General features: G+C 43.0%; 13 protein-coding genes. 7 read left to right on the top strand and 6 right to left on the bottom strand.

Annotated features, from left to right (window positions below):
• Positions 1 to 48: 48 nt before the first annotated feature.
• The 4 genes from Q0E19_RS05015 to Q0E19_RS05000 all read left to right on the top strand — a co-directional run bounded on the left by Q0E19_RS05015 (position 49) and on the right by Q0E19_RS05000 (position 3670).
• Positions 49 to 1116 (top strand): type IV pilus twitching motility protein PilT, encoded by a 1068-nt coding sequence (locus Q0E19_RS05015; protein WP_294407960.1) that lies wholly within the window; start codon positions 49 to 51, stop codon positions 1114 to 1116.
• Positions 1117 to 1183: 67 nt separating this feature from the next.
• Positions 1184 to 2218, top strand: a complete 1035-nt coding sequence (locus Q0E19_RS05010; protein WP_294407959.1) for an acyltransferase — start codon at positions 1184 to 1186, stop codon at positions 2216 to 2218.
• A gap of 141 nt (positions 2219 to 2359) precedes the next feature.
• Positions 2360 to 2755: a DUF3783 domain-containing protein gene (locus Q0E19_RS05005; RefSeq protein ID WP_294407957.1), complete on the top strand. Its 396-nt coding sequence runs from the start codon at positions 2360 to 2362 to the stop codon at positions 2753 to 2755.
• A gap of 18 nt (positions 2756 to 2773) precedes the next feature.
• Positions 2774 to 3670: a DMT family transporter gene (locus tag Q0E19_RS05000; protein WP_294407956.1), complete on the top strand. Its 897-nt coding sequence runs from the start codon at positions 2774 to 2776 to the stop codon at positions 3668 to 3670.
• A gap of 60 nt (positions 3671 to 3730) precedes the next feature.
• Here Q0E19_RS05000 and Q0E19_RS04995 read toward each other — a convergent pair whose 3' ends face one another.
• Complete coding sequence (locus tag Q0E19_RS04995) at positions 3731 to 5410, bottom strand: bifunctional diguanylate cyclase/phosphodiesterase (protein ID WP_294407955.1); 1680 nt, start codon at positions 5408 to 5410, stop codon at positions 3731 to 3733.
• Positions 5411 to 5626: 216 nt separating this feature from the next.
• Between Q0E19_RS04995 and Q0E19_RS04990 the strand changes: the two genes are divergently transcribed.
• Together Q0E19_RS04990 and Q0E19_RS04985 are read left to right on the top strand one after the other, a co-directional pair.
• On the top strand, positions 5627 to 6637 hold the full coding sequence (locus Q0E19_RS04990) for a hypothetical protein (protein WP_294407954.1): 1011 nt from the start codon (positions 5627 to 5629) through the stop codon (positions 6635 to 6637).
• A 20-nt stretch (positions 6638 to 6657) separates the two neighbouring features.
• Complete coding sequence (locus Q0E19_RS04985; protein WP_294407952.1) at positions 6658 to 7284, top strand: PspA/IM30 family protein; 627 nt, start codon at positions 6658 to 6660, stop codon at positions 7282 to 7284.
• A gap of 47 nt (positions 7285 to 7331) precedes the next feature.
• On the opposite strand, the gene Q0E19_RS04980 is transcribed toward Q0E19_RS04985, so the two are convergent.
• The 5 genes from Q0E19_RS04980 to Q0E19_RS04960 form a co-directional block, all read right to left on the bottom strand.
• Positions 7332 to 7523, bottom strand: a complete 192-nt coding sequence (locus Q0E19_RS04980) for a DUF6472 family protein (RefSeq protein WP_294407951.1) — start codon at positions 7521 to 7523, stop codon at positions 7332 to 7334.
• Positions 7523 to 7966, bottom strand: a complete 444-nt coding sequence (locus tag Q0E19_RS04975; protein WP_294407950.1) for a MarR family transcriptional regulator — start codon at positions 7964 to 7966, stop codon at positions 7523 to 7525. Before Q0E19_RS04975 ends, Q0E19_RS04980 begins: the two co-directional genes overlap by 1 nt.
• Before the next feature lie 139 nt (positions 7967 to 8105).
• On the bottom strand, positions 8106 to 9767 hold the full coding sequence (locus tag Q0E19_RS04970; RefSeq protein ID WP_294407949.1) for a VWA domain-containing protein: 1662 nt from the start codon (positions 9765 to 9767) through the stop codon (positions 8106 to 8108).
• A 64-nt stretch (positions 9768 to 9831) separates the two neighbouring features.
• On the bottom strand, positions 9832 to 10701 hold the full coding sequence (locus Q0E19_RS04965; RefSeq protein WP_294407948.1) for a hypothetical protein: 870 nt from the start codon (positions 10699 to 10701) through the stop codon (positions 9832 to 9834).
• Positions 10694 to 11245 carry an RNA polymerase sigma factor gene (locus tag Q0E19_RS04960; protein WP_294407946.1) on the bottom strand — a complete coding sequence of 184 codons (552 nt, stop codon included), beginning with the start codon at positions 11243 to 11245 and terminating at the stop codon, positions 10694 to 10696. Before Q0E19_RS04960 ends, Q0E19_RS04965 begins: the two co-directional genes overlap by 8 nt.
• A 324-nt stretch (positions 11246 to 11569) precedes the next feature.
• Here Q0E19_RS04960 and Q0E19_RS04955 point away from each other — a divergent pair, with 324 nt between their 5' ends.
• Entirely contained in the window at positions 11570 to 12382 is an 813-nt protein-coding gene (locus Q0E19_RS04955; protein WP_294407945.1) for an Mrp/NBP35 family ATP-binding protein, read from the top strand.
• The last annotated feature ends 28 nt before the right edge of the window (positions 12383 to 12410 follow it).

The raw sequence follows: 12410 nt of genomic DNA, 5'->3' as shown, positions 1-12410 counted from the left end.
TTAGTATATTTGTTAAAAAACCAGAAAATTATTTGGAGGTAAAATATAATGGCTATTGATATTAACAAGATCCTTGACGAAGCAAGAGCGCTTGGCTGCTCGGACCTGCATTTCACAGTAGGTATCCCGCCGATCGTAAGACAGGGCGGTAACCTGAGAAAGCTTTCCTCATATCCTGATATGACAGAGATCGAAATACTTAAGATCTGTGAGGATATGTGTACAGATAAGCAAAGACAGCAGATCAAGGATCATATAGATACTGACTTTACATACGTTTCATCAAGAGGCTTCCGTCACAGAGTCAATGTTTATCGTCAGAGAGGAAACACAGCTATCGCTCTCCGTCTTCTCAGAAACGATATCCCGACGCTGGCAGACCTTGACCTTCCTCCTGTACTTGCAGAATTTGCAATGCGTCCTCGTGGACTTGTGCTTGTAACAGGCCCTACCGGTTCAGGTAAGTCAACAACTCTTGCTGCTATGATCGACCACGTTAATATTCATAAATCAGCACACATAATCACAGTCGAAGACCCTATCGAGTATATGCACGCTCATAAGAGATGTATGGTAAACCAGAGAGAGATCGGTCCTGACGTTCCGAGCTTCTCCATGGCGCTCCGTGCCGCACTCCGTGAGGACCCGGATATCATCCTCGTAGGAGAAATGCGTGACTTTGAAACTATCGAAGCCGCTGTAACCGCCGCAGAAACAGGACACCTTGTAATGTCCACACTTCATACAACAGACGCAGCGTCAACTATCGACCGTATCATCGACGTTTTCCCTGCACACCAGCAGCACCAGATCAGAACACAGCTTGCATCAGTACTTGTTGGTATCTGTACACAGACCCTCTGCCGTACATTCGACGGAACGAGCCGTGTTGCCTGCTGTGAGATACTTAACGCAACAGACTCTATCAAGGCAATGATCCGTGACGACAAGGTACACCTTATCGGTTCAGCTATGCAGACAGGTAAGGCAATGGGAATGCAGACAATGGATCAGGAGCTTGCAAAACTTGTTAAATCAAGAACTATCTCAATGGAGGTCGCTCTTGAAAAGTGCGTAAATGCAAACGACCTGAAGAGATATATCCAGCAGGGTTAATTTCCTGACAGAAACGGAGGAAAAGTCCATGCAGTAAAATTCTGTGTTTTATTGCATGGGCATTTTTATGAATAATATAAACGAAATTAAAGGAAGCAAAAGAATAAAGTACATAGACAGCCTTAAAGGCTTTGCTATGATATTTGTTGTCATCGGTCATATTGCAGACGGATATATGGGCGACAGCACAGGTTCAGCCTATAATGTGTGGAGCAATATTTATACATATATCTATTCTTTCCATATGTATCTTTTTATGATGGTCAGCGGATTTTTGTTCAGCACCGCTTATATAACTGAAAACGGCGGCCTTAAAAAGGACAGGGTAAAGAAACAGATCTTTAATCTGCTGGGTGTGTATGTTATTTTCAGCGTAGTAATGTGGCTGTTTAAGTTCGTCTGCGGAAAGATAGTGAACAACTCGGTATCGGTAAAGGATATACTTCTTATATTCGGAAAGACTATCTCGCCTTACTGGTATCTTTATGTGCTTATAGCATTCTACCTCATATTCTCAGTAAGCAAAATAAGAATGCTTGATGATAAAATAATGCTGACAGCGGCTTTTGTGCTGGGTCTGCTGAGTATGTTTGTGAACATAAACAACTGGTTTGAGATAAAGAGGATAATGTATTATCTCCTGTTCTTTGCTATGGGAGTAGTATATCAGCGAAACAGAAAGAGCGTATTTTTCAGCAAAGGCGCAGTGGTTATAATGATAGTTGTTTCAGCTGCAATGCTGCCGCTGCTTAGCATTGGCGATATGAATGTATATCTTAAACACACGGTAAAATTCCTTTGTGCGATAGGTCTGTCGGTAATGTTTTTCGCCGCATTTGAGCATATAGAAGTCCTCTCAAAAGTGTGGATATTCAATATCTGCGGTAAATACTGCCTTGAGATATATGTTATCCACTGCATATTTACTGCCGCAGTAAGGATAGTTATGGATAAGGTCGGTATTGTGAATATCCCGATATGCCTTGTTGCAAATCTGCTCATAAGCACAGCCGCACCTATGATCATATCTATAATATGCAGAAAGCTGAACATACACGGACTGTTTTTCAAACCGTACAGCTTTATAAAAGAGAAAAAATAGGGAATAAACAAATAAGATATTTAAAAGGCTGTCCGCAGGGGCAGCTTTTTTTATGCCCTCAGTGCGTATATTTGCACTTGAATTATGTCAATATTTATTGTATAATATTATTTGCAGGATAAAATCAAAGGAGTATATTTTATGAGATCAAGAATTATCACAGCTCCCCCAAGATGTGTGGCTGTTAATATTGATGAGGAAAAGGCAGCGACGCTGAAAAAGCTGCTTGAAGAATACAAGGCAGAGCTTTTTATTGCGGACAAGGACTGCGGAGGGCAGAAGATAGGCTGGCTGTGCGGCTTTAACGGATTTTCCGAGAGCGACAAGAAAGAGGAATGCAGTGAGCAGCTTATGATCTTTTCGGGATTTAGAAATAATGTTCTCAGCGGGCTTGTGGTGGAAATGAGAGAGTGCGGCTGTTCGGTTGACTTGAAAGCGGTTGCAACTCCACATAATCAGCGCTGGACGGTGAACGAGCTTGCCGAGCATCTTCATAAAGAGCATGAGGCAATGCATGGGATAAATAACAAAAATTAAATCAGGAAGTCGATAGAAATGATAAAGCAAAAATACAAAGGAATATTTTATATAATTTTATCTGCATTCAGTTTTGCGTTTATGTTCGCATTCGTGCGTATGGCAGGGGATCTCCCGACGATGCAGAAAACATTTTTCAGAAATTTTGTTGCGCTGTTCTTTGCAATAGGTATTCTGAAAAAGGATCATATAAAATTCAAGGTCGAGGGCAAAAAGAACAATGCGGTGCTGTTCGTCAGAGCCTTTGCAGGTTCGATAGGCATGATATTCAATTTCTATGCCATTGACCATATGGTCCTGTCGGACGCATCTATGCTCAACAAGATGTCGCCGTTTTTCGTAATAGTGTTCTCGTTTATTTTTCTCAAAGAAAAGCTGACGGCATTTCAGGTGCTGACAGTAGTGGGAGCGTTCGTGGGAAGTATGTTCATTATGAAACCTAGCTTTTCAAACGTCGATTTTATCCCTGCGTTGTTGGGATTTCTGGGCGGCATGGGAGCAGGACTTGCTTACACCTGCGTCAGATATCTTGGTCAGCACGGAGTAAAAGGCCCGATAATCGTGGCATATTTCTCTGCTTTCTCCTGTCTTGTAACGCTGCCGTTTATGGCTTTCGACTATCATCATATGTCCTTGGCGCAGACTCTCTGCCTGCTTGGTGCAGGTGCTGCTGCGGCAGGCGGACAGTTCTCCATAACAGCCGCATACACATATGCCCCTGCGAGGGAGATATCCGTCTATGACTATTCGCAGATAATTTTCACCACCATTCTAGGATTTCTCTTTTTCGGAGATATCCCCGACGGCTGGAGTTTTCTCGGATATGTCATCATCGTTACAATGGCTGTGCTTGTGTTCCTGTACAACAATTTCTGGCACATGCAGGAGGACACAGCGGAAAAGGCAAAACAATAAAATAAAACAGCACAAAAAATGCAGACAGCTTTTTAAATCAGCTGTCTGCTTTTTTATCCGCTATTTGCAGGCATCGTCATAAATTATGTCGATAGCCTTTTTGATATCCACAGGTTTTTCAACGAGAAATCCCTGAATAAAATCATTATCGAAGTCTTTGAGCAGCTCTTTCTGCTGTTCGGTTTCAACACCCACTGTAACGATCTTGCTGCCGAGAGCGTGACCCATTGAGATAATGCCCTTGATGAACTTGGTCCTGCTGTCAGAATTTCCGATAGCTGCCGTGTATCCGCAGCCTATCTTGATCGTGTCGGCAGAGATATCTCCCAGATGTTTAAGTATACCGCTGCTGCCAAAATCGTCTATGGCGACCGAAACGCCGATATTGTGAAGTTCGTTTATAAGCTCCTTGGCTTTATTAAGATAAGAAGTTATGAGCTTTTCGTTTATCTCTATCTCGACATTGTGAGCATCTATCTTGTTTTTGCGGAGATTTTCCTTTAGTGTCGAAAGGAAAAGTTCGTCCAACATAAATTCTGGCGTGAGGTTCAGCGAAAGCTTGAGAGCAGGTTCGATATCGAATGCGCTTTTAAATTCCGCCAGTGCATTCTTTATTACCCACCTGTCGATATCCGAAACGATATTCAGCTTTTCTGCAAGCTCTATGTATTTCTTAGGTGGTACAAGCTCGCCGTTATCGGATATTCTCAGCAGAGCCTCAAAACCTCTGAGCGAACCGCTGTGAAGGTCATACTGCGGCTGATAGAAGATCTGAAAGCTTTCTTCCGAAATAACACGACGGAGAATGTTTTCCGCCTCCATATCCGCCATAACGTCGTCACGCTGAGAAGACTTGAAGTAGCTTATCCTGTGCTTGCCCTGCTGTTTTGCTATGTAGAGAGCGGTATCTGCGCACTTCATAAGCTCCATAGGTTCGTTAGAATCGTCTGGATAAAGTGCGATGCCCATACTTGCGGTAGGGTAGAAATTCTTTTCGTTAATGGTGAATTTCTCCTTAAAGCAGTACATATAACGTTCGCCACGGGCGCTGATATTTGTCTTGTCAGTAAAATCTGTGATGATAAAAGCGAACTCATCACCGCCAAGACGTGAAAGGCAGTCCTGATCTCGCTTAACTCCATTCCAGCGGCGGGTGATCTCTTTAAGCAGTTCGTCGCCGTAATCGTGTCCCATAGTATCGTTTATGCTCTTGAAATTGTCGATATCTATTATAGCCAGCGCAAAAGGAGTTCCGCTGTCGGCAAGCCTGTTCATAAGCATATTAAGGCACTGCCTGTTAGGGAGATTTGTGAGAGCATCGGTTTCGGTTATCTCGTTGATTATAGTTTTGTTCTTGTTTATATCACGGAGATAACGCCATATTACACAGATAGTTACAAGCCCTGCAAATGTAGTCAGAACGCCCGGCAGTGCCATCCAGTTGTTCTTGAATATTATCTGAGCGATAAGGTGCATGAAACTCAGCATATATATTATAACAAACTGTATAAATCCCGTCCGCTTGCATATTACGACCGCACATAGGCTTGCAAGCATCTGCAATGACGAGAGTACGCCGCAAAGGCTGTATACTTTAACTGAGTTGCTGCCGATATTAAAGCTGCTTTCGCTCAGAGAGCATTTGGAGAGAAAGATTAATAATATGAAATAAATAACTGCACTGAGAATAAGAACAAATGCATTTCTTATCTTCAGTGAATTCTTTTTCAGGTGTAACATATATGATCTCCTTGAAGGGATAATTTTGTTATCTTACATAAAATAAGTATAACACAGCATATATAATTTAAAATTATCAAAGGTTTTCATCATGGAGAATTTTTGATTAACATATATGATTGACATTATGTAGATTTTATTGTATAATTAATCTTGTAAAATTAATTATTAGCGTAGGGATATTTCCCTATGTAATACTTTTATCAGGAGGAAAATATGGGAAGAGGCGGCAGAGGCGGAGGTGGCGGCGGCCACAGTTTCAGCAGCGGAGGCAGCAGAGGATTCAGCTCCCACTCAAGTTCACATTCATCAAGAGGCGGCTATGGCGGTTCCCGTTCGGGCGGCAGCTTCGGCGGAGGGTATCACGGCGGATATCATCACCACAATTACAGCTACTATAATGGATTTTACGGCGGCCCGAGGATAAGGAATAATTATTACTTCACACAGCCGGGAATGACCTTTAATGCAACAGGCTGGCTGCTCCATATGGTGAAGCTTTTTGTCATAGGCATATTGATGTTCGTGGTATTGTTTGCCATGAGCTATAATAACGGAAGTTCGGAGATAACGAGATCCACCGTAAAACGTGAAAAGCTTGATCCGTCTTATGTAAAGGAAATAGATGAATATTATACCGACGACCTCGGCTGGATAGGAAGTTCATTTACCCTTGAATCGGGAATGAAGGATTTTTACCGCAAGACAGGCGTTCAGCCCTATCTGTATATATGCGACAGCATTGACGGCAATGTTAATTCGCAGGCAGATCAGGAGGCTTTTGGAAACAAGATATATGATTCGCTCTTTGATGACGAAGGTCATGCACTGCTGGTGTTCTGCGAATACAGTTCGGGTGATTATGTATCTTTCCTCACTGTGGGAAATGCAGCCAAAACTGTTCTCGACGAAGAGGGAAGAGAGATACTGCTTGACTATGTGGATCATTATTACTATTCAGATTATGAGGACGATGAGTTCTTCTCACTTGCATTTGAAAAAGCGGGAGATCGTATGATGACGGTGCAGAAGAGCCATACATGGATAGTTGTCCTTGTCATAGTTGTGCTTGTGGGACTTATTATCCTGTTCAGACAGCTTGAAAAGAAGAGTCAGGAAAAGGCTGACAAGATGAGAGCGGCGCAGGATATACTCAATACTCCGATAAATGAATTCGGGGATAACAATGCTGAAAATCTTGCAGGCAAGTATGAAAACCGCCGATAATTTAACAGAGAGAAAAGACAATGGGTATATTTTCAAGAATAAAAAATATCGCATCATCAGAGATAAGCGATATAAAAAACAGATATAGCAGTGAAAATGATATCAGCGAGTATATCACCGACCGCATAATCGAGCTTGCGGATATCAAAAGATCCTTGGCGGAGCTTGTGGATCATAGGGTAAGGCTTGAACGTCAGCTTGCTGAATACGATCAGCAGATATCACGTTTTCAGGGACTTGCCGAAAAGGCTCTTAAAGCAGGCAGCGAGGAGGACGCAAGGACTTTCCTTGCGAAAAAGCACCAGCTTGAAAAGGAAAAAGCGGGCATCACTCAGCGGTATGAGGAGATATGCCGCAGTATTGAGCAGCTGAAAAAAACATACGATCAGATGGCTGCGGAGATAAACGAGTTGAAAGAGCGTATGAATTCCCTTAAAGGCAGGGAGGCTGCCGCTGATGCAAGGCAGACGTACAATGAAATGAAAGACAGCAGCACCGCTGACGAGCTTTTTGATAAGTGGGAAAGTGATGTTGACATCAAAGAGGGGAGAGCTGACGCAGGAGATTATTCCTCCGCAGAGAGTGATCCGCTTTCCGATGAGATAGAAAAGCTCAGACAAAAGCTTGACGAAACTGACAGAAAATAAGCAAAGGCTTTACGCAGATAAAATGCGTAAAGCCTTTTTCGTAATATTTAATTCTGTTTGCGGACGACAGCATATTCATCGTCTGTCTTGTAATAAGGACAGGAGTAGTTCGTTTCGCTGAGGAAACGGTACATTTCGTCCTCATCAAGGTTTACCATACAGCTGTACTGCTCAAAATCTTCATCAAAAACATAGTTTGAACAGCTTTCACAGCATGAGCTTTTCTTATTATTTCCCATTACTTCATGACCTTCTTCAATACGTCCGAAACGTTCTCCAGCGAACGGCTGAACTCTTCCATTTCTTCATTTGACAAGCAGGAGAATTTTTCGATAAGATCGTCTATTATCTCCGCTTTCATTTTATTGAAAAATATTTCAGCCTCTTCCGTAAGCTTTATATTTATCACACGGCGGTTCTCAGGATTATGCATTCTGACGATAAAGCCTTTGTCAACAAGCTGTGCGACCGCTCTGGTAGCCTGCTCGTTGGAAGTGTTTATCTTTGCCGCAAGCTTTGACATCGTAAGCGTTCCGCAGAGTGAAAGCGAGAGCATTATTATCTGCTGAGTCCGAGTGATGTCATATTTTTTTCTGTCAAATGTATCGAAAACCAGTTTTCTGCTGATAGGGTATATCTCATACATTGTCATTATGCATTTCGCCCTGGCGTCATTGTTCATTTTTATAACCGTCCTTAAAAATTTAATGGTAGTTATAACAGTTATAACTATGAATAATTATACCACTAATTATACGTTTGTCAATAGAATAATTATATCAACATTTGATTTTGTCAACAATTATTTTTGTTGATTTTCGTCACCTGTTCTCATAATATATCTTATAAAGATCCACTACCTTGCTGAGATCTGATGTATCCAGTGAGATACCCGACATTTCGTCTGAGATCTGATCCATTGTGAACGGAGCAGAGGCTGTGCTGTTCCTCAGAGTTTTCGCAAACATTACCGCAGCTGTGGAAAGGTGGAAGCTGTCGGAAATATTCTTTCTGTTCGTGTATGAATCTGCCGTTACAGCCTTGTCGATAAGCTTGCTTACGTCCTCGTCAGACTCTTTGTATCGTACCGAAACAGTAAGAAGTTCGCCGTCAAGGTCGCTGTCTGAGGAAGTTTTCGAGATTTCCCTTGTGGGGTAGCTTACGTCGCTCTGATATTTAAGAGTTTTTCCGCTGCTCTGTGCAGGCATATCATTTTTCAGTATAAGTTCATACATTGCCGTTACCTGCTGACCCGAACCTATGTCGCCTGCGTCCTTTGTATCGTCCTCAAAATCCTCGTCTGCAAGAAGTCTGTTTTCATATCCGACAAGACGATAGCTTTCAACATTTGAAGGGTTAAATTCCACCTGCACCTTTGCGTCCTTTGCAACTGTGAACATTGTGCCGCTGAACTCTGTCACAAGCACTCTTTCAGCCTCGTCCACGCTGTCAATATAGGAGTAGTTGCCGTTTCCGTTGTCTGCGAGGGCTTCAAGCTTGTTGTCCTTGAGGTTTCCTGTGCCGAAACCGAGAACGGAAAGGAAAATTCCGCTGTCACGCTTTTTCTGAATAAGGTCCGTAAGCTCTTCCTCCGTGGAAAGACCAACGTTCAGATCGCCGTCGGTAGCAAGGATAACTCTGTTGTTTCCGCCATCGATAAAATACTTTTCTGCTATCTCATAGGCTGTGTTTATGCCGTCTGCGCCTGCTGTTGAGCCGCCAGCCGTAAGGTTATAAAGTGTGCTTGTTATCTCGTCTGATTCCGCACCGCTCGCACCTTCAAGAGCCACTTCGTCTGAGCCTGCGTATGTTACGATAGACACCGTGTCGTCCTCACCGAGATTTCCTGCCAGCATCGAGAAAGCCTCCTGTACCAGCGGCAGCTTGTCATAGTCTGCCATTGAACCGCTGACATCTATGAGGAAAACTATGTTTGAGCTTATATCTCTTGTTTCAGCCTCTTTAGCCTGAAGTCCGACCAGCATAAGCTTTGCGTCACTGTTCCAAGGACAGTCGGTAAGCTCCGTTGTAATGGATATCTTGTCATCACCCTGCGGCTGAGGATAGTCATACTTGAAGTAGTTGATAAATTCCTCAGTACGAACTGCGTTCGGGTCAATATCCGAACGATCTTCTATCATTCGTCTTACGTTGGAGAATGACGCTGTATCAACATCTGTTGAAAATGTCGAAAGGGGATATTCTGAAACATTCTTGAACTCGTTCTCTGTTATCTCGTTGTATTCCTCATTATTCGGCTCGATTGGTTCAATGGTATTGATCTGATCCTCTTCATTCAGACCATCTGTGTTCAGGTCATTATGGTACTTATAATCATTCTCAGCGTTGTTATTATAGGAATATCCGTTTGAGGTTTTGTTTGAGTGACTGCTTTCTTCGCTTGCGCCGCATGACGCAAATATAAATGAAGTCATGATTACTGCTGCTGCCATTGCCGCTGTTCTTTTTGTTCTGTTTTTCATAGTGATCTCCCTTTCGTTTTTTATTTTGTACGTTTTGTACTGTCAGGAGCGTAAAGGCTGATGCCTAAGTGTTTTTCCAGCTTTCTATAAGCTCTGTAAGATCTTCCTGCGGACAGTATCTCATTCTGTCGTAGTAAAAATCATTTTTGCCAAGCTCCTCTTTGTTTACCGAACAGGAATTTTCATCAAGACTGTTCCAGCCGTTCTGGAACACCGCTCCGCCGTCAAGAGTTATCTCTATCTGAGGTGCATTTTCAAAGACAAGGTAGTATTTTCCGCTCTCTTTTTTCAGCGGTATGAAATACTCTCTGTTTTCCTGCATGATGTACGGAGTGCTGCTTTTTACGGTAAAGCTGCCCGTCTGAGTATCATGTCCGTCCTTTGAGTAAAGCTCGTTGACGCGGAGAGTGTAATTCCCTCCGCTTGCGGTCAGATCGGCTTTCAGCACAGTTACATCTGCGAAGCAATCTGTCTGTTCCAGAACGTTTTTCTCTACGAAGTATTCGTCACCGTAAGCGGTGTAATCCTCCTTGTATGCAGCCGTCGAGGTGCTGCTGAGTTCAAGGGAAGAGTAGTTCAATATCTCATCGGGGTCTATCTTTATGCTTTCGGAAGAGTTCGTTCTGTTATTGCTGCCGTCAAAGTCTGCGGCGGAGTTTTCTTTTCCTGTTCTGAGGTTTTCGCTCATGTGTACTGCACCCACAGCTATAACTATTGCAGCGGCAGCCGCCGTCATTGCTGTGAAAATGCTTTTCTTTACATTTGCCTGTTTAACATTCGTCCTGCTGTAAGTTATGTTCGGCTGCTGAGCCGAAACGTTTTCCTTTTTGTCTATCTCGCTTTCGATCCTGTTCCACAGCTTATCCATATCGGGTGCAGTATCATGGATATGCTGTTTGTATTGATCTTTTATATCTTTGATATTTCTAGCCATAAATACTGCCCTCCTTTACTGTATGTTTAAGCTTTGAAATAGCTTGTCGGTATTTCCACGTTACAGTACCAAGAGGTTTTCCCAGCGTTTTGCTTATCTCTTTAAATGTAAGCTCAAATCCCAGCCGCAGATTTATTATCTCTTTCTCGGCAGGGTCAAGTGTATCGAGAGCCTGTTTAAAGCTTATGCCGCCGATGACTTCATCATCTGTGAGCCTGCTGTCCGCCTGCTCCTCATGGAAAACCTCGTCGTCGTCAAGTGTATAGCTTTCGTGCTTTCGTTTCCTCAGAAAGTCGATAGCCATATTCCTTGCCATTACTGTTAAGTATCGTTTATGTCCGCTGCCTTGGCGGTACATACCTGCGGTCTCCCACAGCCTTAAGAAGAAATCCGATGTAAGATCCTCAGCGTCCTGAGGACTTTTCACCACGCTCAGCATTTGCTGATATATCAGCCTGCCGTAAGCGTTGTATATCTCCCTAAGACCGTTTTTGTCATTGTTCAGGATCAGCTGTATCCTGAAGTCGAACTCATTGTCGGTCATTAGCCTTCACACCCTTCGATATTTTATATACGTTTCTGACTGTGCGATTTTATGGCGAAATACTGTACAAATTTTTCGATTATATTTTGTGTAGTATCAACAAACCACAAAAGTCAGAATTTTTAATAATTATAGCATATTTTCTGCCATTTTGCAAATTTTGCAGATGTCTGCTTAAAGTTTCCCTCGCTTGACTATATTATAATAAAGTGATATAATTAAAGCAACACCGCATGATCCTTGTGCGGTGCTGCTTTGATAACAATAATGCCGCATAGATTTGTCTTAACTGTTTTGCGGCTTACCGAAAGGAATGTATTTTTTATGAGCGAATGTACACACGATTGCTCCAGCTGCTCCTCAAACTGTTCTCAGCGCAGCAGAGAGAGTTTTCTTGCGGCTCTTAACCCGCAGTCCAGCGTGAAAAAGGTCTATGCGGTTATGAGCGGAAAGGGCGGAGTTGGAAAGTCGCTGGTGACAAGTATCCTTGCCGTCCTTGCACAGCGCAGCGGCAAACACGCAGCTATCCTTGACGCAGATATCACAGGTCCGTCTATACCAAAGGCTTTCAATATCCATGAAAGAGCCGTTTCCACAGATGAGGGACTTATCCCTGCCACAAGCAAAAGCGGTATCGACGTGATGTCGCTTAATCTTCTGCTGGAAAATGAAACTGACCCTGTTATATGGAGAGGTCCCGTTATCGCAGGGGCTGTAAAGCAGTTCTGGACAGATGTTATATGGAAAGATGTTGACTATATGTTCGTTGATATGCCTCCTGGAACGGGCGATGTTCCGCTGACAGTGTTCCAGTCATTGCCTGTTGACGGAATAATCATTGTTACCTCTCCGCAGGAACTTGTTTCGATGATCGTTGAAAAAGCTGTCCATATGGCAGATATGATGAATATACCTGTTGTGGGTATAGTTGAGAATATGTCATATTTTGAATGTCCCGACTGCGGAAAGAAGCACAGCATTTTCGGTGAGAGCCATATTGATGAGCTTGCCGCAAAGTTCAAGATACCGAGCGTTTCAAAGATCCCTATCGACAGCAGTCTTGCCCAGAAGGTAGACGCAGGTCAGATAGAGCTTTTTGACGGCGGCTGGCTTGATTCACTTTCCTCAACTCTTTAATAAATGAATACCGCAAAAAGAAAACCTC

Source organism: uncultured Ruminococcus sp. (genome assembly GCF_934476685.1).
Lineage (GTDB): Bacteria > Bacillota > Clostridia > Oscillospirales > Ruminococcaceae > Hominimerdicola.
Note: the sequence above shows the minus strand (reverse complement) of the source record. Positions and strands in the feature narration are given on the sequence as shown.